The sequence below is a fragment of the Caldicellulosiruptor naganoensis genome (genome assembly GCF_026914285.1).
Lineage (GTDB): Bacteria > Bacillota > Thermoanaerobacteria > Caldicellulosiruptorales > Caldicellulosiruptoraceae > Caldicellulosiruptor > Caldicellulosiruptor naganoensis.
Genome location: NZ_CP113864.1, coordinates 742,621 through 765,907 on the forward strand (window position 1 = coordinate 742,621; position 23,287 = coordinate 765,907).

Annotated in this window: 15 protein-coding genes and 3 pseudogenes; 16 read left to right on the plus strand and 2 right to left on the minus strand. The window is 34.3% G+C overall.

The window, feature by feature from the left end; translation table 11 throughout:
- Window positions 1-52 precede the first annotated feature (52 nt).
- The 11 genes and pseudogenes from OTJ99_RS03540 (at window position 53) to fabZ (ending at window position 16,083) form a co-directional block, all read left to right on the plus strand.
- On the plus strand, window positions 53-1,750 hold the full coding sequence (locus tag OTJ99_RS03540; protein ID WP_045165207.1) for an ABC transporter substrate-binding protein: 1,698 nt from the start codon (window positions 53-55) through the stop codon (window positions 1,748-1,750).
- 131 nt (window positions 1,751-1,881) lie between these two features.
- Window positions 1,882-2,532, plus strand: coding sequence for an MgtC/SapB family protein (locus OTJ99_RS03545; RefSeq protein ID WP_045165206.1), 651 nt, complete (start codon window positions 1,882-1,884; stop codon window positions 2,530-2,532).
- A 422-nt stretch (window positions 2,533-2,954) separates the two neighbouring features.
- A pseudogene (locus OTJ99_RS03550) lies at window positions 2,955-4,174 on the plus strand (IS256 family transposase).
- A gap of 888 nt (window positions 4,175-5,062) precedes the next feature.
- Entirely contained in the window at window positions 5,063-6,682 is a 1,620-nt protein-coding gene (locus tag OTJ99_RS03555; RefSeq protein ID WP_045165205.1) for an ATP-binding protein, read from the plus strand.
- Entirely contained in the window at window positions 6,679-7,344 is a 666-nt protein-coding gene (locus OTJ99_RS03560; RefSeq protein ID WP_045165204.1) for a response regulator, read from the plus strand. The genes OTJ99_RS03555 and OTJ99_RS03560 overlap by 4 nt, the downstream gene beginning before the upstream one ends.
- 902 nt (window positions 7,345-8,246) lie before the next feature.
- Complete coding sequence (locus OTJ99_RS03565) at window positions 8,247-9,524, plus strand: 2-hydroxycarboxylate transporter family protein (protein WP_045165203.1); 1,278 nt, start codon at window positions 8,247-8,249, stop codon at window positions 9,522-9,524.
- A 496-nt stretch (window positions 9,525-10,020) separates the two neighbouring features.
- Window positions 10,021-11,232 carry an NAD(P)-dependent malic enzyme gene (locus OTJ99_RS03570; RefSeq protein WP_045165202.1) on the plus strand — a complete coding sequence of 404 codons (1,212 nt, stop codon included), beginning with the start codon at window positions 10,021-10,023 and terminating at the stop codon, window positions 11,230-11,232.
- A gap of 1,488 nt (window positions 11,233-12,720) precedes the next feature.
- Window positions 12,721-14,115: an aminotransferase class I/II-fold pyridoxal phosphate-dependent enzyme gene (locus OTJ99_RS03575; RefSeq protein ID WP_307188753.1), complete on the plus strand. Its 1,395-nt coding sequence runs from the start codon at window positions 12,721-12,723 to the stop codon at window positions 14,113-14,115.
- A 57-nt stretch (window positions 14,116-14,172) separates the two neighbouring features.
- The gene (locus OTJ99_RS03580; protein ID WP_200889466.1) at window positions 14,173-14,565 is read left to right on the plus strand and encodes a Mini-ribonuclease 3; all 393 of its coding nucleotides are present in this window, start codon (window positions 14,173-14,175) and stop codon (window positions 14,563-14,565) included.
- 33 nt (window positions 14,566-14,598) lie between these two features.
- Window positions 14,599-15,624, plus strand: a complete 1,026-nt coding sequence (locus tag OTJ99_RS03585; RefSeq protein ID WP_045165200.1) for a DUF1646 family protein — start codon at window positions 14,599-14,601, stop codon at window positions 15,622-15,624.
- 36 nt (window positions 15,625-15,660) lie between these two features.
- Entirely contained in the window at window positions 15,661-16,083 is a 423-nt protein-coding gene (gene fabZ / locus OTJ99_RS03590; RefSeq protein ID WP_045165199.1) for a 3-hydroxyacyl-ACP dehydratase FabZ, read from the plus strand.
- Here fabZ and OTJ99_RS03595 read toward each other — a convergent pair.
- Together OTJ99_RS03595 and OTJ99_RS03600 are read right to left on the minus strand one after the other, a co-directional pair.
- Entirely contained in the window at window positions 16,076-17,107 is a 1,032-nt protein-coding gene (locus tag OTJ99_RS03595) for an ATP-binding protein (RefSeq protein ID WP_045165198.1), read from the minus strand. The genes fabZ and OTJ99_RS03595 overlap by 8 nt on opposite strands.
- Window positions 17,094-18,119 carry a DnaD domain protein gene (locus OTJ99_RS03600; RefSeq protein WP_045165197.1) on the minus strand — a complete coding sequence of 342 codons (1,026 nt, stop codon included), beginning with the start codon at window positions 18,117-18,119 and terminating at the stop codon, window positions 17,094-17,096. Before OTJ99_RS03600 ends, OTJ99_RS03595 begins: the two co-directional genes overlap by 14 nt.
- A 99-nt stretch (window positions 18,120-18,218) precedes the next feature.
- On the opposite strand from OTJ99_RS03600, the gene thyX reads away from it, so the two are divergent.
- The 5 genes and pseudogenes from thyX (at window position 18,219) to OTJ99_RS03625 (ending at window position 23,224) form a co-directional block, all read left to right on the plus strand.
- Complete coding sequence (gene thyX / locus OTJ99_RS03605) at window positions 18,219-19,007, plus strand: FAD-dependent thymidylate synthase (protein ID WP_045165196.1); 789 nt, start codon at window positions 18,219-18,221, stop codon at window positions 19,005-19,007.
- Complete coding sequence (rlmB, locus tag OTJ99_RS03610; RefSeq protein WP_045165570.1) at window positions 18,994-19,755, plus strand: 23S rRNA (guanosine(2251)-2'-O)-methyltransferase RlmB; 762 nt, start codon at window positions 18,994-18,996, stop codon at window positions 19,753-19,755. The genes thyX and rlmB overlap by 14 nt, the downstream gene beginning before the upstream one ends.
- Window positions 19,748-20,233, plus strand: a pseudogene (locus tag OTJ99_RS03615) (NYN domain-containing protein). Before rlmB ends, OTJ99_RS03615 begins: the two are co-directional and overlap by 8 nt.
- A gap of 98 nt (window positions 20,234-20,331) precedes the next feature.
- Window positions 20,332-20,966: pseudogene (locus OTJ99_RS03620) on the plus strand (RNA polymerase factor sigma-70).
- A 554-nt stretch (window positions 20,967-21,520) separates the two neighbouring features.
- Window positions 21,521-23,224: an IS1634 family transposase gene (locus OTJ99_RS03625; protein ID WP_045164485.1), complete on the plus strand. Its 1,704-nt coding sequence runs from the start codon at window positions 21,521-21,523 to the stop codon at window positions 23,222-23,224.
- Window positions 23,225-23,287 lie beyond the last annotated feature (63 nt).

Here is a 23,287-nt window from a genome sequence, read left to right on the forward strand (position 1 = left end):
CTCCAGCTTAAAATAAACTAAAAACATAAAAAAGGGGAGGTTTTGAAAAACTATGAGAATCTCAAAAAGATTTTTTGCAGTTATTTCGGTAGTTGTTATAATTAGCTTTGTCTTAGGTATTTGTTTAGTTGGTAATGCTGGGAGTTCAAAACTTGTAAAGCCTCTCAAACCAACACCTGAGGCAAAAAAGCCAATTACCCTCACTATGTACAGTGCTGAAACAAACCCAAATGATGATGGATTTAAGTCACCAGTTGCACAGAAGATAAAAGAACTTACAGGTGTTACATTAAAGATTGAGTATGCAATAGCTCAAGGTGCTGGTCAACAGAAACTTCAACTCATGGCTGCAAGTGGTGATTATCCAGACTTGGTATATGCAAAAGGAGACTTGCAACTTCTTAAGAATGCCGGTGGTATTGTACAGTTAGACAGTTTAATTGAAAAGTACGGTCCTAATATCAAAAAAGCATATGGTAAAAACCTTAAAAGACTCAGATGGAGTCCACAGGATCCACATATTTACTGTTTGGGAATTACAACAGACAATGACGCAACTTTGGATGTTAATGGCGGTTTTATGATTCAGCACAGAGTAGTAATTGAACAAAAGTACCCAAGAATAAGAACAATCAAAGACTTTGAAAATGCAATAGTCAAGTACTGGAAGAAACATCCTACTACAGATGGACTTCCAACAATTCCGCTCACACTTTGTGCTGATGACTGGCGAACTGTTATATCGGTTACAAATCCAGCTGTTCAGGCAACAGGCGCACCAGATGATGGAGAGTTTTATGTTGATCCAAAAACTTTGAAAGTAATAAGACATTATAAACGTCCAATTGAAAAAGAATATTTCAAATGGTTAAATCACTTATGGAACGCAGGAATCCTTGATAGAGAGACATTTGTCCAGAAAGACGACCAATATAAAGCTAAAATAGCATCTGGAAGAGTTCTTGCTTTAATTGATGCAGGTTGGGCGGTAGGTGAACCAATTACAGCTCTCAAAAAGGCAGGTAAGTACGAATACACATATGGTTATTATCCTGTTACAGTTAATGAAAAAATAAAACAATGTCCACCTGATGTAAAAGTTGGATATACAGGTGGTTGGGGTGTTGCTATAACAGTAAAGTGCAAAGATAAGGTAAGAGCAATTAAATTCCTTGACTGGATGTGCACAGAAGATGCTAATATCTTAAGACAGTGGGGTATTGAAGGTGTTCATCACACATATGTAAAGGGTAAGAGAGTATTTACACCAAAATATGACCAGATGAGGAAAACTGATCCTACATTTGCAAAGAAAACTGGTATAGGTCCTTACATTTATCCATTCCCAAGATTGCCTAATACGTATATTGATTCAACAGGCAATCCAATTGCGCCTGACACAAGAAAAGAAGATATAAGAAAGAACTATAGTGATGTTGAGAAAAAGGTGCTGTCAGCATATAAGGCAGAAATTTGGAAAGATTTGTTTCCAAAAGCTAATGAGTATCCTGAAAAGACATGGGGTTATCTGTGGATGATATCAATTGATGATCCAGAGATCAAGACAATTAACGATAAAATTTGGAATTATACATTATCAACAATTCCAAAGGTTGTTATGGCAAAAGAAAAGGATTTTGATAGGGTATGGAACAATTTTCTGGCTGGGCTTGAAAAACTTGGCAACAGCAAGGTTGAAAAGTATTACACAAAGAGAATCAAGCAAAATATTGAACTGTGGACAAAATAATTAAATTGATGTTATTTTAAAAATTGTGGATTGTGAAAGGGGCTGTCTGAAGATGGGGCAGCCCTTTTATTTTGTCATAATTTGTAGTATAAAATAATTAATATTCTCTTCTTAAATTGAGGGATTTGAGAATGTTAGAGGATGTACTAAAAATTATCTTTGCGATCTTAGCAGGTGGGCTTATTGGTATTGAGAGAGAAAATGTTCACAGACCGGCAGGTTTTAGAACTCATATTTTAGTCTGTGTGGGCTCTACTCTTGTTATGATGACATCACAGTATATTTTCAATGTATACTACAAGGGCCACGCAAACATAGATGTTGCGAGGCTTGGTGCTCAAGTTATCTCGGGTATTGGTTTTTTGGGTGCAGGAACAATTATAAAAGATGGTGCGACTGTAAAGGGTTTGACAACTGCTGCAACTTTGTGGGCTGTTGCATGTATAGGTTTGGCTATTGGCATTGGGTACTATAAAGGGGCTATTTTGGTAACAGCTGCTGTATATCTTACATTGATCTTTTTAAAAAAGTTTGAGGTGAGATTTGTTTCAAAGGGGATTTTGCGCGTGCTTGTTGTTGAAGGACAAAATCTTAAAAACTCTATACAAAAAATTGATTCTATTTTGTCTGCACACTCTATTACTATAAAAGACCTTAAGTTTATACACGAAAATACAGAAAAGATACATTATAAGATTTCGGTCTTGCCTGATACTAATATCAATCAGCTCATAACAGACTTATATCTTGTGGAAGGTGTTATGAGGATATTTTTTGAGTAAGTTCATTTGTGTTTTGAAAAAAATTTTAAATAATTTTTCTGAGGTTGTTGAAGAAAGATACAACCATCATAAGTAAAAATATCCACAAGAGAAATAAAAGAAATATTCCACTTATGATAAAATTTTAAAGTGCAATAACACAACAACTGCAAAGGATAATATTAAACCATGTACTTTTAGTATTAAAACCACAGAAGATAAAATTTTTAAAGATTTTTTGCTATTGATAGTATCAAGAGTTTATATAGAAATTTTTTTATCAAAATGCGACTGCATTTAAGAAATCTCCAGCATTTAGGGTTTTTTAATCCTCATTGGTATATTGTTCGAGGCTATAAATAATTTTGTGTAAAGTATAAGTGCCTCCTTCTTGGTAAGAAACAGAATATATATAAAAATATCCAAGAATGATGTTTTATGTTATGGAAAATACTTTGACAGAGGAGCGGTTCCCTGAATTGATTAAGAAAAAATGATATTTAAGGTGCTGATGACATTTAACAGAAGTTTAAAAGACTTATTTAAAGATGTTATTAAAAGCTTTTTAAGAACAGAAACTGATGAAGCTTTGGGTCGTAAAAAATATGATATTGGAAAAAACTATAAATTCTCGAAATGGATATACTCAAAAGGGTGTAAAAAAAACTAAGGTTGGAGAGAGAAATTGATATTGCGAAAGACAGAGAAAAAAGATTTAAAAACCAAAAAACAATTTCTAAATTGTTAGAATGACAATAAAGAAATGTTCTCGAACAAGTTAAAGATATCTGGCGGTATTGAAATTATTGCTGAGATAATTAATAAAATTACGGAAAAAATAATTCCAAATATAAGAGGATGTCAAAATAGACGGTAGAAAAGATATATCCGTTTATTTTCATAGATGCAATTCATTGTTAGATAAAAGAGAGAGCAGAATAGTTAACAAAGCTGCCTATGTTGTTTTAGACATAAATAATTGAATGCTATAAAGATGTTTCGGGTATATGGAATTGAGAAGGGTGAAAGGCTAAAATTCTTGACTTGGTGTTTTAGACGATTTAAAAACAGGAGGTGTAGAAGAGGGGGTTATTGTTTTGTGTTGGTGATTTGGATTGCATTAGAAATATAAGCGATATTTCCCAGATGTGATATTCAAAGATGCATTATTTCATAAGTTAAGAAATTCATTCAAACATGTTTCATACAAACATATACTAAGGAATTTTCAAAGGACTATAAAAAGAATATACCACGCAACCGATGGAAGAGAATCTTTAGAGAATTTTCTGTTCAAGTGAAAAAAGCTATGGGGAAAACAGTATTCAAATGCTTTCAGGAACTGGGGGAAACAACTGGATGTTTTTACTTTAGTTTCTAAGTTTCCCTTACAGGATAAGGAAGATAATTTATACCACAAGCGTTATAAAGTAAATTTATAGACAGTTTAGGAATGTGACAAAGACAAAATCAGTGTTTCCAAATAATATAAGGTTAGAGAAGATGTTTTATCTTTTAACAAAAAATTTTATAAGAAAGTGGTCACAAAGGTATAGAAATTGTGATATAATGTTAAAACCAGCTTTTATTAATGTGTTCTGAACATTTAAGAAAATACGTTCACATTTTAAACTGCTTCCATGGAAGCAGTTTAAAACAATAAAAATTACAAAGTAGTATAACCCAGCATAAAAATTTGAAATGGTAATACTAAGAAATATAAGGTAGACAAGTTTATTCTGAATGATTTCTCCACCACGAAGAATGGTTTTTCACATAAATACGCAAAATTATTTAAAGAACCACATCCTTGATTAATTTTACGACATACTACTGTCATTGATTGTTTTCTTGAGGGGGTTATTTTCAACCACAATATAATGCTTATATATATGCAACTATTCAAATTTTCTATCTGCAGTCACTGTTGCAATCATATCCTGACCAATACGTTTCTTGGACTTTTCTTTTCAACACGTATCCGATTTTTATGTTTGCTAAAACTATTTTTCAGGATTTGCTAATTTATAGTTCAAGTATTAAAATGAAATTGTATCTGATGTATAATAGAATTTAGACACTACAGAATGGGTAGTGGTTGAAGAATTACAACGGTAATAAAGCAAGCGAATATGCGTTGACAGCGAAAAGGAAATAAACTAGAGTACTAAGTGGTAAATGAAAAATAAAGTAAAAGTAAAGAAGCAAGTAACACAAAGTCCATCACTTCATTTTTATAACAGCTTCAATCAGGTGAACATAAGACTTAAGTTTAAGCTACATTAAATTAGAACGAAAAAAAGTATTCACTATTTACACCTATCGTCAAATAGATAAATGGCAACAACTCAAAGATAGCGAGCAGCAAAAAATGAAGAAAAGAGATATATAGTGGAAAAAGAAAATAACCTCATTGTTCACAAGCATATTTCGCTGTAACTGTGAAAAGGGAGTACAGATTTTTTGTGATTTCTTTGAAATAATTAATGACTCTCATTTCAAGTGCTTATGCAAAGATAAGCAATAGAATGAAGGAGGTAAATGCTAATATATGAAAAAACTTAGCTTGCAAACAAAAATTACAATTTTAACTACATTAATAGTAATTATATGTCTTACAATTTCTACTGTATTTACCATCAAAAATATAAATGTATCAATAGAAAACCAAATGGCAAACAATGTTATGAATATTGCCCGCAGTGTTGCTACAGATCCTTTCGTTATTTCTGCCTTTTACATGTCGCACCCGGAAAAGATTTTACAACCATATGCTGAACGGATTAGAAAGAACTCTAAGAATATAGAGTTCATCACTATAATTAACATGAAAAGTGTAAGGTATTCTCACCCAAACCCTCAAAATATAGGCAAAAAATTCGTAGGAGGAGATGAAAAGAGGGCGTTGAAAGGAGAAACATATATATCAAGAGGTATAGGTACATTAGGATCATCACTTAGAGCTTTTACTCCAATAATGGACGGCAATAAACAAATAGGGGCTGTAGCGGTTGGTGTTCTTACACGGGATATAAACAAAGTGCAATTGCAGTTAATAAGAAATATCCTCCTTACTATGATAATATCTATAGGAATTGGAACTGGCGGCGCATACTTTCTTGCTATAAATATAAAAAAAGAAATATTTGGGCTGGAACCTTACCAGATTGCAAAAATCTTTCAAGAGCGCAATTCAATCTTAGACGCGGTAGTAGAGGGAATAATTGCAATAGATAAAAAAGGAAGGATAACTCTAATAAATGATTCGGCTAAAAAGATTATTGGCCTCGAAGACAAGGAAGTTATCGGCGAGGAGATAGACAAGATTATACCTGACACAAGATTAAAGATTGTGTTAGATACTGGTATTGCGGAATATGATGATGAACAAGTCATAAATGGCATTTCAGTAATAACCAACAGAGTACCTCTTATCGTAAATGGGAAAATTGAAGGAGCTATTGCTAGTTTTAGACCTAAAACTGACCTTCTATCTCTTGGGGAACAACTTACCGGATACAAACAAATTGTGGATACACTAAGGGCGCAGGCTCATGAATTTATGAATCACATGCACGTTGTGGCAGGTCTGATAAAATTAAATCAGTTTGATGAAGCACTAAAATTTGTGTATAACGAAGTAGGAGCGTTACAATATTTTACAGGACAGATTACAAGAAGTATAAAGGACAGTAAGGTGGCGGCGTTACTACTTGGAAAATACAGTCATGCTTCGGAGCTGGGTGTAAAACTTTATTTGGATGAAGACAGTGAGTTGGAAATGGACCATGGTATAGTATCTTCTGGTGACATTGTATCCGTCTTAGGAAATCTCATAGAAAATTCTATAGAAGTACTTTCGGTTGCAGGGAAAGATGAGAAATTAATCAATGTGTACATTAAAGAAAGACCCACTTATATATTTATAAGGGTTTCTGACAATGGACCTGGCATAGATGAAAACATTTTTCCACATATATACGACAAAGGTTTTACAACAAAACCATCAGGGAAGGGTTTAGGTCTTTATATTGTGAAGCAGATCGTTGAAAGAAAAGGGGGCGAAATAGAAGTTAGAACAAGTAGAGGGCAGGGAACAACTTTTATTGTAAAAATCCCTAAAGGTAAAACAAATAGAGTAAAAAGTGAAGAGAGGAGGGATGAATTATGATTAACGTGCTCATCGTTGAGGATGATCCCATGGTGGCTATGGTGAATAAAAAATATGTGGATATGTTAGAGGGGTTTGCTGTAGTAGGAATAGCAAGAAATGCAGAAGAAGCTAAAGAGTATTTAAAAAAGAGAAAAGTAGATTTGCTTTTACTCGATGTTTATATGCCGAATGAGAATGGCATAGAGATATTGAAACAAATTAGAAAGGATGGATATAAACTGGATGTGATAATGGTTACAGCCGACAATCACAACAAAGATATAGAGGAGGCACTACGGTATGGTGTTGTAGATTATCTAATAAAACCGTTTGAGTTCTCAAGACTCAAAGCGGCTTTATTTAACTATCTTTATAGGTGTGAAAAAATTAAAAGTGGCAATAATCTCACTCAGGAAGAACTGGATTTTTTATTGAGACCAGGGAATGTACAATACAATGAGAAGAAGGGGTTTGACAGAAGAACAATGGAAAAAATAATTGAGGTTTTAAAGGCTTACGGCAGACCGGTTTCTTCTGAGGAAATTGCCAAAAATTTAAATATCTCACGTGTGACGGCGAAGAAATATCTTGACTATATGGAAGAACAGGGGATGGTGAAAAGTAAAATGCAATACGGCGGGGCGGGGAGACCAGTTACTCTTTATTATTACATATTTTGACATTGATTATTGACATCTTTGGTTTAAATACTAAAATTGAACTTTTTTAACTTGTAGGACAGATATTTTTAACATGGATGTTAAATTACTAATTATTTTACATAAATTCAAAAATTTGTAGATCTCACCTTTTTGATATAGGTTTATATTGAATAGGTAAATTGCTGTTCAAAAACTTTGAAAGTTTGGCTTGCCTTACTCAGAGGAGAAAATAACTAAAATCAAAAATGGTCTTCACAACGAACTCCTGCTTTCTAAACAGTGAGAACTGTGTAAGAAGTATCTTTGCACCTAATTAATGGCTAGAATAATGACAAATTGTAAAGAGGAAAAGAAGGTACCTTTTATTTAATACTTGCTTACAAAATATTACAATTCTATAAATTACACTATGGATTATATAAATATAGCTTTACACACTTTTGTTTGCACAATATTTCAAAAAATTTGATAATTTGGTTTATCTTTATACTTATCGTTTGTTTAAATTTCATAATCTTCATCTATTCTGTATTCTAATTTCCTCAAACTGTTTAACTTGTTTTTTACTGTGTAAACAAAACAAGCCTATTTATATTTACATACGTTTAAGTTTCTTTGGGCATTCCTCATTATTGCTTTCTTTGATTTTAAAGCTTTAATTGTCCTTTCAATTGTTGGAAAAACTTTCTAAATATTTTTGTGCTTTTATAAAAGCTATTTTCCATTCTTTTTTCATCTGGTTTTGCACTTCTTACTATAACTTTATCTCAAAAAACGTTCGGCAACCTATCTATTACTTTTATCTTAGACTTTAATTATTTACGTAATTGCTTTAAATATTTAAATAAACTTGAGTATTTCTCTCTGAAAGTGCTATATTCTATCTAGCATAACAACAGATAAAAAGGAGGATAGTTTATATGACCAAAGAAGGATTTAAAATTGCTGGTTTTTCATTATCTATTTTCTTAATTCTTACAATTATAATTTTTGCTAGTGTTTATTTAAATCTTTTGCCATCCAATATGGTAGGTGCCTTCGGCTTTATGATAGTGATTGGTGCCATATTGTGGGAGATAGGAAATCGACTTCCTATAATAAAAGACTACCTGGGTGGAGCTCCAATCGTTATTATATTTGGTACCGCTGCACTTGTTATGTTTAAGCTGCTGCCAGAAGGAACGATTAAAACTGTAAACGACTTTATGAAGACAAGTAACTTCCTGGACTTTTATATCGCTGCTTTAATCACAGGTAGCATATTGGGGATGGATAGGAGACTTTTAATAAACGCTGGCGCTAGATATTTCCCTGCACTTTTTGGAGGAATTATAGCTTCCCTTGGGCTTGTGTCGATTGTAGGGAAGCTAATAGGATATGGATGGAAAGAGGCTCTCCTCTATATAGGCATACCTATCATGGGAGGGGGAATGGGTGCAGGTGCTGTTCCTATGTCCAAGATATATGGTGGAGTCTTGAATCAGGATCCTACTTCTATATTGTCGCGGATGGTTCCAGCTGTAGCTCTTGGGAATGCTCTTGCTATCATTGCAGCAGGTATGTTGGACAGAATTGGAAAAATGAGGCCACAATTAACTGGAAATGGTAGAATAATGCCATCACAGGATATAAACATCGAAACAGAGAAAAAGTTTGGTCTCGACCTTACAATGATGGGTATGGGTATGCTTATGTCATGTACTTTCTACGTCCTTGGGAACATAATTGGTAACTTTGTGCCTTCAATACATCCATTTGCGTGGATGATAATTTCCGTTGCGGTAGCAAAAATTTTAGGACTTTTACCAGAGAAACTTGAACAAGCTGCCAGTCAGTGGTATCAATTTGTTGTGAACTATTGGACTGCTGCACTACTCGTAGGGATAGGCATAAGTTATACAAATCTTGCAGACATCATTGCAGCTATGTCATGGCAATACATACTTCTTGTTTGTGCAACTGTGGTAGGGGCTATTTTAGGTACGTGGATTATAGGCAAATGGGTCGGGTTTTATCCTATAGAAGCTTCAATAACTGCTGGACTGTGCATGGCTAATATGGGTGGTACAGGAGATGTTGCTGTGCTCTCTGCGTGCAAGAGGATGGAACTTATGCCATTTGCCCAGATATCTTCTCGCATCGGAGGAGCTATTATGCTCATAATCGGTGGATTTTTAGTAAGTCTAATCGGAAAATAGGATTATAAAAAATATGGAGACGCTAAAGTAAGTTGTTGTGGGAACATTTTAATATCACTCGATTCTGTTGTCATAGTAACACAAATAGGTGTTTAAAAAAAAGACGTGAAGAGTACCATTTCTGTAAGGTGTAAAAGTAAAAATTAGACAAGTTTGAAAATGTCGATTTTTTCTGAAAATGTACAAGTACTACTTTCTTTGCATTCAAGAAGTATTTTGTAATAACTCTAATAATCTTATAACGTTTACACGTAAATGAAAGAGGTTCCACAATAATAGAGGTAATAAAATTTATTAAAGTATCACGACCGAAGTGGGTAACACGGCAATCTCATCTTCAAGAAAGAAGAAAAGATACAAAAGTGTGACAATTGTAATTTAGAAAATCTTTTGTAAAAAAGAATCTTTAGAATTTTTAAACAGTAAACAAGGCTAGAAAGATTAGTAACAAAAACATTACTTTTTCTAATTTGAAGAAATCAGGAGGTGTTAAAAAATGGACATAAGAGAAGAGGCATTGAAGCTTCACAGGGAAAATAAAGGTAAGATAGAAGTGATAAGCAAGGTGTCGGTAAAAAATTCAGTTGATTTAAGCTTAAGCTATACTCCAGGGGTTGCCGAGCCCTGCAAGGAAATAAAAGCCAACCCTGAGCTTGCTTATGAGTACACTGTAAAAAGCCATATGGTAGCTGTAGTTACAGATGGTTCGGCAGTATTAGGGCTTGGGAATATTGGGAGTTTAGCCGCAGCGCCTGTTATGGAAGGAAAGTGCATTTTATTTAAGATTTTTGGCGGTGTTGATGCATTTCCTATCTGCCTTGATACCCAGGACGTGGAGGAAATCATTTCTACTGTAAAGAATATTTCACCAATATTTGGAGGAATAAACCTGGAAGATATTTCAGCGCCCAGGTGCTTTGAGATAGAAAAAAGATTAAAAGAAGAACTAGATATTCCAGTTTTTCATGATGACCAGCATGGTACAGCGGTTGTTGTTCTTGCTGCTGTGATGAATGCCCTTAAAATCGTGGGTAAGGAAATAAAAGATGTGACTGTAGTTATAAATGGTGCTGGAGCTGCAGGAATTGCTACCGCACGGCTTTTGCTAAAGGTTGGTGTAAAGGATATTATTCTATGCGATAGAAAAGGAATAATATATAAAGGTAGAGAAGGAAACGATTGGAGTAAAGAAGAAATTGCGCAGCTGACAAATAAAAGTTTAATAAAAGGGAAGCTCAATGACGCTTTAATGGAGGCTGACATATTTATTGGTGTATCAGGACCGAGCGTACTTACTAAAGAAATGGTTGCATCTATGAAAAAAGATCCTATAGTCCTTGCTTTGGCAAATCCTGTACCTGAAATATGGCCTGATGAAGCAAAGGCTGGTGGAGCAAAAGTTGTGGGTACTGGGAGGTCTGATTTTCCAAACCAAGTGAACAATGTTCTTGCTTTTCCTGGGATATTCAGAGGAGCACTTGAGGTCAGAGCAAGGGAGATTAACGAGGATATGAAAATTGCAGCAGCTACTGCTATAGCAGATCTTGTAGGAGAAGAGTTTAGTGCTGAGAATATCCTTCCAAAGGCTTTTGATAAGAGAGTAGCAGCCCATGTTGCATCTAGCGTAGCAAGAGCTGCTATGGACTCTGGTGTTGCTAGGTTGTCAATAGACCCGGACGAATTAAGGGAGAGAATGCTCAACTCATAGGTATGCAAATGAATTTTAAACTAAGAGAAAAAAGAGAGTAATATAAAAGAAGAAAAGAGCAAAATAAATAACGACACAAATGAAAAGTATCAAAAAAAATTTACGAGAATTTCTTGGTTTGGTGTGCCTTATAAATTTGATGTTTGCTAATTATTACCAAATAGCAGAGAAACTGAATAGATGGCTCAGGGATTATCGATTGCCATGATTAACCTAAATAAAGTATTCTTAAGTACTTGAGATTATCTACCTAATATCGATGCATAATGATGCTGACATATATTTAGCAAACAACAACTTCATTATATTAAACTTTCTGATATTTCCAATTTCAACGATGACAATGACAAGGACATTTTTAATACGAGGGCAGTAACTAAAGGTTGGTACTAAAGCCCTTAAGCTGTTTTTTTATATTTTGCATGACTTTTTTTTTGGGTTGTAAGTCTATGAAGTGAATGTTTTTAAGTATTATAGAGAAAATTATGTTTTTCGCTTTTTCAAAGTTAGGATATGCCTGATGACTCTGTTAGTAGCTGTTTTTGAAATCTTAACAATTTATGCTAGTTCAGAAAGTCTGTTGTTACTATTTTTGTCGGTAAAGGTTTGTTGAATTGTTAAGAAGTAACGGAAGCAATATCTGTGAGAGTAAAACTTTTGGCTATACTTAAAAGAAGATTTATGTTACTAAAAAAGACACTCCTTATGGTAAGTTTAAGAAATTTAATGGAATAAGATTTAGGGCTTTGTTTTTAGTTGGCTAAGATATGGAAAGTGAGAATGTATATAAAGAGGTCTTTATGGTACGGCATATCTTAAATCTGACAGAGAAATTGGTGCTGGTTGGTTGGACTTGACATATTCAGTAATAACAATTTGTGTTGGTGTAATCTGTTTTAGAGAGAGGCTGGAAATTTCATAAAATTTTGCGGAAATTAATGATATTTTAAATAAGAGAGTGTTTCTCTTTGATGTAACTGCAAACCTTTAAACTGTATCGAGATTTAAAAGGAGACAATAGCTCTTTAAGTAATTTGCTGGTTAGAAATTAGAAAATATGGAGTTGATTACAAATATACTGAAGAGTGGCAATGAGAGAAAGACAGTGTGAAATAAACTGGGAATGATAACGTAGAGACATGGTTTTAGACGATAAGGCCCTGCCGCAATATAGTATAAAAGTGAAATTACTGATTTCTGGTTAAATTAAAAAAGTAACAAAGAATTAGGCAGCATTTAAGGATATGTGAAGGAGAGTGAAAAAGCATATAATTTCTTAAATACAATATACTTTTGCAAAGATTTTTCCCAAAACGCTTGATAATATCTGAGTAAAGAAATACTTTTAAAAAAATTGTAGTGTGGTATAATTATCATTCAGAAAATTAAAAAATATAAAGGATGGAGGCAGGGCAGAATAAGGTGACAAAGGAGGACCAGAGCAAAACACCCCTTTTTGATGCTGTAAAAAGACACATTTAGAAAAACATCATCCCATTTCATGTGCCAGGTCACAAGTATGGCAGAGGATTGAAGGAGTTTACCGATTTTGTTGGACAGAACGTCATGTTAATGGACCTAAATGGCATGGAAGATTTGGACAATCCAAACAATCCGATTGGAGTTATCTACGAGGCAGAAAAGCTTTTTGCAAGTGCATTTGGTGCTCAATATGCCTACTTCTTAGTAAACGGTACAACAGCTGGTGTGCAGACAATGATAATGTCAGCTTGTGAGCCTGGTGATGAGATTATCTTGCCCCGAAATGCGCACAAGAGCGCGTTTGGTGGAATAATCCTAAGCGGGGCAATTCCTGTATATGTACAGCCAGAGGTAAATGAAAAGCTTGGTATTACAATGGGTGTGACAGTAGAGAACGTCAAAAAGGCTATTTTGAAGCATCCTCATGCAAAGGCTGTGTTTGTTATTAATCCAACATACTATGGTATAGCAAGTGATTTAAAGTCTATAACTCGAACTGCACACAAATTTGGTATGGCAGTTCTGGTTGATGAAGCGCATGGTGCTCATATGGGCTTTCACAATGATTTTCCACTGACCGCCATGGAAGTTGGCGCTGATATGAGCGCTGTGTCAACACACAAGACGGGTGGGTCACTTACTCAAAGCTCAGTACTTCTTTTGCGAGGTCACAGGATTCAACCTGAGACAGTAAGGCAAATTTTGAACCTTACAATGACAACGAGCTCATCCTATATCTTGATGTGTTCAATTGACGTTGCACGAAAACAGCTTGCTATGTATGGTGAAGAGATGTTAGAAGAGACTTTGAGACTTGCCAGGATGGCAAGAGAGGAAATAAACAAGATTGAAGGACTTTATGCATTTGGCAAAGAGCTTATTGGAACACCTGGTGTTTATGACTTTGATGAGACAAAGCTTGGAATCAATGTCAGAAGGCTTGGAATTACTGGTTATGAAGCTGAAAGAATTTTAAGAGAGGAGTACAATATACAGATAGAGATGTCTGACCTTTACAATATTTTGGCAGTAATTACTTTAGGTGATACACAAGAGAGTGTGGAAAAGCTAATTGAAGCGCTGCGTGATATGGCAAAGAAACTTGGTGTAAAAGATGTAAAGACTCCAACAATAGTGCTTCACTCACCACAGGTTATTGTTTCGCCACGTGATGCCTTTTATAGTTCAAAGAAGGTTGTTGAGCTTGACAATGCAGTTGGTGAGATTTCGGGCGAAATGGTGATGGCATATCCGCCGGGAATACCACTAATTTTGCCTGGGGAGAGAATAACAAAAGACCTTGTAGATTACATTAAACTTCTGAAAGAGGAGGACTGTCAGCTTCAGGGCACTGCTGACCCATATGTCAATACAATTAGAGTTTTAGGTACTGCTGATTGAGAAAAGTCTAGTGAGTAAGTGACTTTTAGAATTCATTCAAGAGAGAGTGTTGATGAATTGCTTAGTCCTTTAGTATATGCTTATATCGGCGATGCAGTGTATGAGTTATATGTAAGAAATAAAGTGATATCCGAGAATCCTGATTTGACTCCTTATCTTTACTACTTGAAAACTACTATGTATGTTCGGGCTTCAAGTCAAGCAGTAGCTATAAAAAAATTGTATGAAAAGCTTGACGAAAATGAAAAAAGGATTGTAAAGAGAGGCAGGAATGCGAAGACTAAAACCATTTCCAAGAATGCTAAGTTGAGTGATTATAAATATGCTACAGCACTTGAAACATTAATTGGTTATTTGTATTTAGAAAACAATATTGAAAGATTGGAGTATATTCTTTCTCAAGTGTATGAAATAATAACTCAAGAGTACCAAACGAGTAAAAACAACTAATTTTAGTATTAATCTTGAAAGGATTGATAAAAAATGATTAGTGGGTTAATAGTACTACTTTTGATTATTTTATTTTTGCCTTTTTTTGTTAAGGCAGTTGAACATAATTTAGAGTATTTTTTGTTCATAATGGGCATTATAGGTGTTATTATTTCAAAGCAAATGAGCTTAGATTTATTTGAACATATTCTTAAAAATCATTTGCTTTATTATATAACTTTTGCTGTTTTGATAGCAGGGATGTTGTTTTTCTTCTTTAGAAATAGAATAAACACAATGATAGAATTACTAACTCATAGAATTTCAATCCAGCTTTTTGTGTTTGTTATAATTGTTATTTTGGGATTAAGTTCAAGTTTTATTACTGCCATAATTGCGTCACTGTTATTAACCGAAATAATGCATCACATGCCACTTGACAGAAACACCAAGGTAAAGGTTATTGTATTGGCGTGCTTTGCAATTGGATTTGGAGCGGCATTGACACCAGTTGGTGAACCGTTAGCAACAATTACTATTTCAAAGCTTAAAGCAGACTTTTTCTATTTAGCAAGAGCAATTGGGTTAGAAATTTTTATCACAATACTGTTAATGGCTTTTTTAGCAGCTCTTGTTGTTAAAAAGGCAAGTAAAACAGATAAAGATGAATTTACAGAAAGTGCAGAGAGCATTAAAGATGTGTTTTTAAGGGCTTTTAAGGTTTTTGTGTTCGTATTTGCACTTGAACTGTTAGGGACTGCTTTTAAACCCTTGATAGATTTGTACATCATAAAGTTAGATGCCAAAATTCTTTACTGGGTAAACATGATTTCTGCAATAGTGGATAATGCTACCCTGGCAGCTGCAGAGATTTCAAGAGAAATGACAGATGAACAGGTCCGAGCAATTGTTCTTGGAATGATTATAAGTGGAGGAATGCTAATTCCCGGAAATATACCAAATATAATCTCTGCAGGAAAGTTCAAAATTAAAAGTAAAGAGTGGGCAAGGATTGGAGTTCCGATAGGTTTGATTTTGATGGCTGTATATTTTGTTTTGGTGTTTATAATTAAACTGTAAAAAATTTCAAAAACTTATGAAGGGAAGATGTAGTTAATGTACGATGTTACCAGCATATTGCAGATTTTACCACACAGGTACCCATTTTTGCTTGTTGACAGAATAATTGAGATAGAAGAGGGAAAAAAGGCAAAAGGAATAAAGAATGTAACAATAAATGAACCTTTTTTCCAAGGGCATTTCCCGGGCAATCCTGTAATGCCAGGTGTTTTAATTGTTGAGGCAATGGCACAGGTTGGAGCTGTTGCCATGCTCTCAAAAGAAGAATTTAAAGGAAAGACTCCGTTTTTTGCGGGTATTGATAAAGTAAGGTTTAAAAAGGTTGTAAGACCGGGAGATGTGCTTTTGATTGAAACAGAGCTTATATCTCTCAAAGGCTCAATTGGCAAGGCGAAAGCTGTTGCTTATGTTGAAGGTGAAGTTGTTTGCGAGGGAGAGCTACTTTTTGCAATTAAGTAGCTCTCCTTTCTAACTGAGTTTTAGCCTTTATAACCCTGATATCTTCACCAAACAGATGCAAAAACATGAAATACTCATGAAGCCTTCCCATTGTTTTGTCTGAGTAGAGCTTTAGCAAACCATCGATGTTATAGTTTGTTGTAATGATCATCTTCTTGTTTGTCATATAACGCTTGTCCAAAAGACTTTGAAATACACCATAACAAAACTCTGCACTTTTTCCCTCATTTCCAAGGTCGTCAATAATCAAAAGGTCCACTTCTTCAAGGCTTTTATACTCTTCATCGTCTACTTCATCGTATAGCCTTACCATTTTAGAGTACTTTTCTTTTAGAATCTCAAAGAATGAGATGCTGTCAAGAAATATTACCGTTTTTTTTCTGTCAATAATCTCTTTGGCAATACAGTGGGCTAAAAAGGTCTTGCCAAGCCCAGTACTACCGTAAAAAAGTAGTCCTTTTTGAGAAGGTTTGTCAAAGTTTTTGATAAATTTTTTTACTTCTTTTATAATGTTTAACATATTTTCATAAGGAGATATACCTTCCTGTGGGTCTATCTCTTTTGAATAATATTCTAAGTTAAAATTTTTAAAGTTATGCTCTTTTAGAATATCTTTTAACTTGCTCTGTTCATACAAAAGTTCTATGAAGAGCTGTGTTCTACATTTGCAAACCTCAATTCCGTTTTCACTTACAATAAAACCAGTGTCTTGGCATGCTTGGCATGTGTACTCAGGTTCTAAATAATTACTTCCAAGTCCAAGATCAATCAAAAGTTTTGTCCGCTTCTGAAGTAAGCTATCAAGTATCTTTGAGTACTTTTCTATCTCAGCTTGGTTTTGAGAAAGAGAAGCTTGTGAAAGTTTTAAACCTGCTTTTGTTATCTTTTCATTTAATATATCAAAATCTTTTGACTTGGAAGAAAGCTGAGCAATCTTTCTTTCTCTTGCAATTTCTGCATTTTGACGACGTTGCTGATATATCCTGTTTATCATCTCAATTATCTTCTTTTTATTCGTCATCATCGTCATCTCTATTACCTCTCAATGCCTTTTTATAAAGTTCTTCAAGAGCTGTATATGTAGACGGATCTCTTTCTTCATATAAAACTTTCTTAGAACTTGACTGTTTTTTGTTTTTCTCTCTCTTTTGTGCATTTTCAAGCTCAAACTTTTTGATTGCCTCTAAACTTCTTAGTCCTGCCTCATACCATCGCTTTATTATACCATTTACATAATTTACAGTGGGATTATTAACATTTTTTACCAGACTCAAAGCGTATATTATGACTTCTTCAGGCATCTTCCAATCATTTATCCAAACGTTCATAATCTCATCTTCGACCTTAGTCGGAGCTCTGTGATATATTCCAAGGTTCTGAAGTACAAGTCTCTTTATTCTACTTGTGTCCTCTTGTGACCTTATGTACTCCTCAGCCTTTTCAATGCTATCTATATTCAGCTCTTTCCATTTAATTGCCATTTGTTCAAGGTATTTAAGATTCTTATTATTCTTAGTGATTGTTACATAGTTTATGAGAAGATATATTACCTCAATAGGAAGCTTTAACCAATCATAAATTTCAAGAAGCACGTCTATATCATTTTTATTGAAAGTCCTGCAGTATTGCTTTTGAGCAAATTCAAGAAGTCCCCTGAATTTTTCGTCTGTTTCATAAAACCTTGATAAGTCTTCAGTTGTGTAGACAGGGGGTGTAGGTGCATTTTCAGGCTTTTCAAACTCAAGCTTTTCGTCCAAAAAATCAATTGTTATATTTCCATCTGCATCTTTTGTAAGCTTTATCAGTCTTCTTTCTGACCAAAATTCAAGTGCTTTGATTACATCACTCTCAAGAAGGTTTAGGTCATGTGCTATCTTGTTTATCTCAATAAATTCCACTTTATTTTGAAGCAAGAACTTTAGGTATATGTATACCTTCACGAACTCCCCGTCAGAAAAAGGCATGTGGTTTTTGATAAAGTCATAAGTGATTACAACAAAGTTTTGGACCTTTTGTTGAATAAAGACCTTTAGCATATATAAAAATGCCCCCTTTTTGTGATAAAATAATTTTATCACAAAATCATCTTTGTTTTTATACCAATAAAAGTCAATAGAAGAAGATGGAGGATAAAAATGAGCTTTAAGGTTGTTCTTTTATCGCATACACCCGACCCTGAAAAGGTTGTAGCAACAGCTGCAAAGCTTTGTTATTCAAATACATCAGTTGAGAATATTTATGATAAGCTCGATAGCGAAGCAGTTAAAAACTTTTTAAATCTCTTGATTGATGTTGGCCATGAATCTCCGCTTGAGCATGTGAGTTTTACATTTGGGATTGAGGGTGTTAGCAGGAGCTTTACACACCAGCTTGTCAGACACAGGATTGCTTCATATTCTCAGCAGTCTCAAAGGTATGTGAGGCTTGATGGGTTTGACTATGTAATCCCGCCAAGTATAGAAGAAGACCAAGAGCTTAAAAATATATTCATAGACACAATGAATGAGATTGCAAAAAGTTATAGAGTTTTGACAGAAAAGTTGCAGGAAAAACACAAAAAAGTTCTTATTAGCAAGGGTTTGAGTGAAAAAGAGGCTTTGAAGAAGGCCGAGAAGATGGCAATAGAAGATGCAAGGTATGTTCTTCCGAATGCGTGTGAGACGAAGATAATCATGACAATGAACGCAAGAGAGCTTTTGCATTTTTTTGAACAGCGGTGTTGCAACAGAGCACAGTGGGAAATAAGAAGCGTTGCCGATAAGATTTTGGAGATAGTAAAAGGTATTGCGCCAAATTTGTTCAAATTTGCAGGTCCCAAATGTATAAAGCTTGGCTATTGCCCAGAAGGCAAGTTTTCTTGTGGGGAGTATGATAAGGTCAGACAAAAATACCTTGGAAAGAGGGAAAAAGATGAGGACAATTGAGGGAAAAAATCCAGTAAAAGAGGCACTAAATAGCAGCACTCAAATAACAGAAGTATATATATCAAACACTGCAAAGGACAAGAGCATCTCTGAGATTATAAACCTTTGCAAACAAAAAGGCATTGTTGTGAAGTTAGTTGACAAGAACAAGATAGAAAAGATGGCGAAGACAAAAAATCCACAGGGAGTAATTGCAATTGCTCAGGAGTATAAGTACTGGGATATAGATGACCTTTTGCTTGAAGCATCAAATAAAGGCGAAAAGCCTTTTTTAGTGTTATTAGACGAGGTTACCGATCCACACAATTTTGGTTCAATTATAAGGTCTGCCCATTTATGTGGTGCCCATGGTATTATTATTGAGGCAAGGAATTCATGCCCGATCACCCCTACTGTTGAAAAAGCTTCAGCTGGTGCAATTGAACACATTAAGGTAGCAAGAGTTGTTAACTTAAGAAGAACAATAGATGAGCTTAAGCGAAAGGGTATTTGGGTGTACGCAGCAGACAACAATGCCACAAAGCTTTTGTATGATTGTGATTTTAAGATTCCAACATGTATTGTGATTGGCTCTGAAGGTAAAGGAATTTCAAGGCTTGTAAAAGAGGGGGCTGATTTTTTAGTGAAAATTCCCCAAAAAGGCAAGGTCAACTCTTACAATGCTTCTGTTGCGGCTGGGATTATCTTCTTTGAGGTTTTAAAACAAAGAATTCAAGAAGGAGAAGGAAAAGGTGCACTTGATGGTTGACGGCTACAATTTCATAAATGCTTGGAGCAAGTTAAAAGAAATTGCTAAGGATGATTTAGAAGTTGCGCGAAAGAAACTTATAGATATTTTGGCTGACTTTTCAGGGTATAGAGGGTGTAGGATAACAGTTGTTTTTGACTCACATTTAGTAAAAGGTGCTCAGCGGAAAAAAGAAGTTATAAATAACATAGAAGTGAGACGGCTGATAACTACATAGAAAAAGTATGTCTATGAAAATGCAAAGTATGAATCAATTGCAGTTGTGACATCTAATTACTTAGAGCAGCTTATGATTTTAGGGGACGGGGCTATTAGAATGCCTCCAAGAGAGCTTATATATGAGATTGAGAATTATAAAAAAGAGCTTGAGAGAAAGGTTAATGAAGAGGTAAGGAGAAAAGACAGACTTGAAGATACGCTTGATAGTAGCATCCTTGAAAAGTTAGAGAAATTCAAAAAAAGATTAGACCAAGCTTGATACACCTTTGGTGATAATATATAGTTATGATGTGGGAAGAAATCTTGTATGGTGAACATTTGACAAAAAAGGCTTAAAAATTAAGGAGGCATTTTGCCTTGACATCACAAAAACAACTTTTAAATTTCAAATAGTTGTACAGATGAAGAACTTGTAAAGTATTCGCGCGAGGGTATCAAAGAGGCTACAGAAGTGCTCTTAAATAGGTATCAAAACCTTGTAAAGGCAAAGTGTAGAATGTACTTTTTGATTGGTGCTGAAAAGGATGACATTTACCAGGAAGGTATGATAGGCCTTTTTAAAGCTGTGCGCGATTTTGATGAGAGCAAATACCCCACTTTTAAACTGTTTGCTGAGCTTTGTATTACAAGACAGGTGATAACCGCAATAAAGACTGCAAGCAGGCAAAAACATATACCTCTTAACACGTACATATCACTGAATAAACCCGTTTATGAAGAGAATGACGAGAGGACTTTGCTTGACACAATTGCTAACTCTTTTATCTCTGATCCTGAAGAAGTTATGATTACAAAGGAGGAGTTTGAAAACGCATTAAATATCATCACAGGTTGTTTAAGGCCATTTGAGTACAAGGTTTTAAATCTATACCTTGAAGGAAGGAGTTATCAAGAGATTGCAGAAATGATTCACAAGGATGTGAAATCAATTGACAATGCACTGCAACGTGTAAAGAAGAAGGATTGAGAAGTACTTAAATAGTTCTGAGTAAGAGATGTGAACTTTTAAAAGACAGAAAATAGAGTTTTAGGAAGATGGCTGCAGCGAAGTTGGGAGATAGGCTTGCGCAGGCCATCTTTTTTGTTTGTTGTAAAAATTTTAAACTATATTATAATATACTTGTCCAATTTTTTTCTTGACTTTGTCAGTTAAGAGGTGTTTTTGAGCTAACAAAAAATAACAAAGTCTTAATTTATGCGGGTTTCAAGAAGAGAAAAATAAAAAATTTTAAAAAATGTAGGGACAAATTTTAGCTTAATATATACTGAATTTGCTTGACTTTTTAAATATTTTGTGGTACAATATAACAAACTATCTTCAAGGAGTTGCCATATGTTTGTCAAAATTCTTGACTTTGTCAGTTAAGAGGTGTTTTTGAGCTAACAAAAAATAACAAAGTCTTAATTTATGCGGGTTTCAAGAAGAGAAAAATAAAAAATTTTAAAAAATGTAGGGACAAATTTTAGCTTAATATATACTGAATTTGCTTGACTTTTTAAATATTTTGTGGTACAATATAACAAACTATCTTCAAGGAGTTGCCATATGTTTGTCAAAATTACTAATGCTGGCGGTTATCAGTATGTTAGGTTAGTCGAAAATTACCGTGAAAATGGTAAAGTAAAGCAAAGAGTACTATTTAACTTTGGTAGACTTGATATTCTCAAAGATGACCCCGCTTTTAAAAACATTGTAAAAAAACTATCTGATATTGTCGCTGAAACAACTACTGAGAATGCAAAAGCTGTTACTATTGAATCTGAAGAAGATATTTCGGATGCAGTTGTAAAAAACTGGGGATACATTGTATACAGAAAGTTATGGCAGGAGCTTGAAATTGATAAGTTTTTAAAAGGGAAAGCAGCAAAAGAGAGAAAGATAAAATTTGATGTAGACAAAGTAAGTTTTTTAATGACCATACAGAGATTGATAGAGCCAATGAGCAAACTAAGAACTTATCATCAGAGAAGCAAATATTTTGGATTTGAAGAGGATATAGATTTGAATCAATTGTACAGGTGTTTAGATTTTCTTGACAGTGTAAAAGAAGATTTAGAGACATACCTGTATCAGAGAAATAAAGACTTATTTAAGATGGTAGTTGATGTAGTGTTTTATGATGTGACGACAATATACTTTGAGAGTTGTAGAGCGGATGAACTTAAAAATTTTGGGTTTAGCAAAGACAACAAGGTAAATGAAGTGCAAGTTGTATTAGGGCTTTTGGTGGACAAAGAAGGCAGACCGATAGGGTATGAACTTTTTCCTGGTAATACGATAGATAGCAAGACGATGGTAAAGATACTGAGGAAGCTGAAGGAAAAATTTAGTATAGATAAGATAATAATAGTAGCAGACAAAGGGCTTAACAGCAGAATAAATTTAAAGATGATAAAAGAAGCTGGGTACGACTATATAGTAGCAAGCAGATTAAAGAATGCAAGTAAAGAAATTTTAGATGAAGTTTTTAATGAAGAAGGATATAAAAGACTTGATGGCAAAAGATGTTTGAATGCTGAAGAAATTTATGGTGATGAATTCAAATATAAGGTATTGGAAAGAACAAATATTGTCAAGGATGAAGAGGGTAAAGAGTTCAAAATAGAAGAGAATTTGATAATAACGTATTCAAGCAAGAGAGCCAAGAAAGACAAAGAAGACAGAGAGAGATTGGTAAGAAAAGCCAAAGAGCTTTTAGAGAACAAAGGAAGCATAACAGCCTTAGAAAAGAAAGGTGCAAGGAAATATTTGAAGAAGAAATCAAAATCAGAAGAATATGTATTGGATGAGGAAGCGATAAAACGAGATGAGAAATTTGACGGTTATTATGCAATTCAAACGAGCAAAAAGGATATGGATGTAGAAGAGGTTTTAGGAGCATATCACGATTTATGGAAGATAGAACAGTCATTCAGAGTAATGAAAAGCTGTTTAGAAGTGCGACCGATATATCACTTTACAGAAAGCAGAATAAAAGGACATTTTGTGATATGTTTTTTGGCATTTTTACTGCAAAGGACATTGGAATATATTTTGAGGAGAAAAGGTAAAGGAATAAGTAGTGAAAGGATAATGGAAGCAATATATTCAATGAACTTTTTTGAAATAGAGATAAAAGGGAAGAAATATTTGATAAAGCAAAAAATTGAGGGAGAAGCTGGAGATATACTGAATGTAATGAAGATAAAGGGTCCAAAAAACTTCATGACATATGAGGAAGGCTTAGAATTTATTGGTATTAGCAAATGATGTAGTGACAAAATTGAGGTCCATATTTTGTCAATCCCAGTCCTCCCAAGCTTTTTGAGCTTC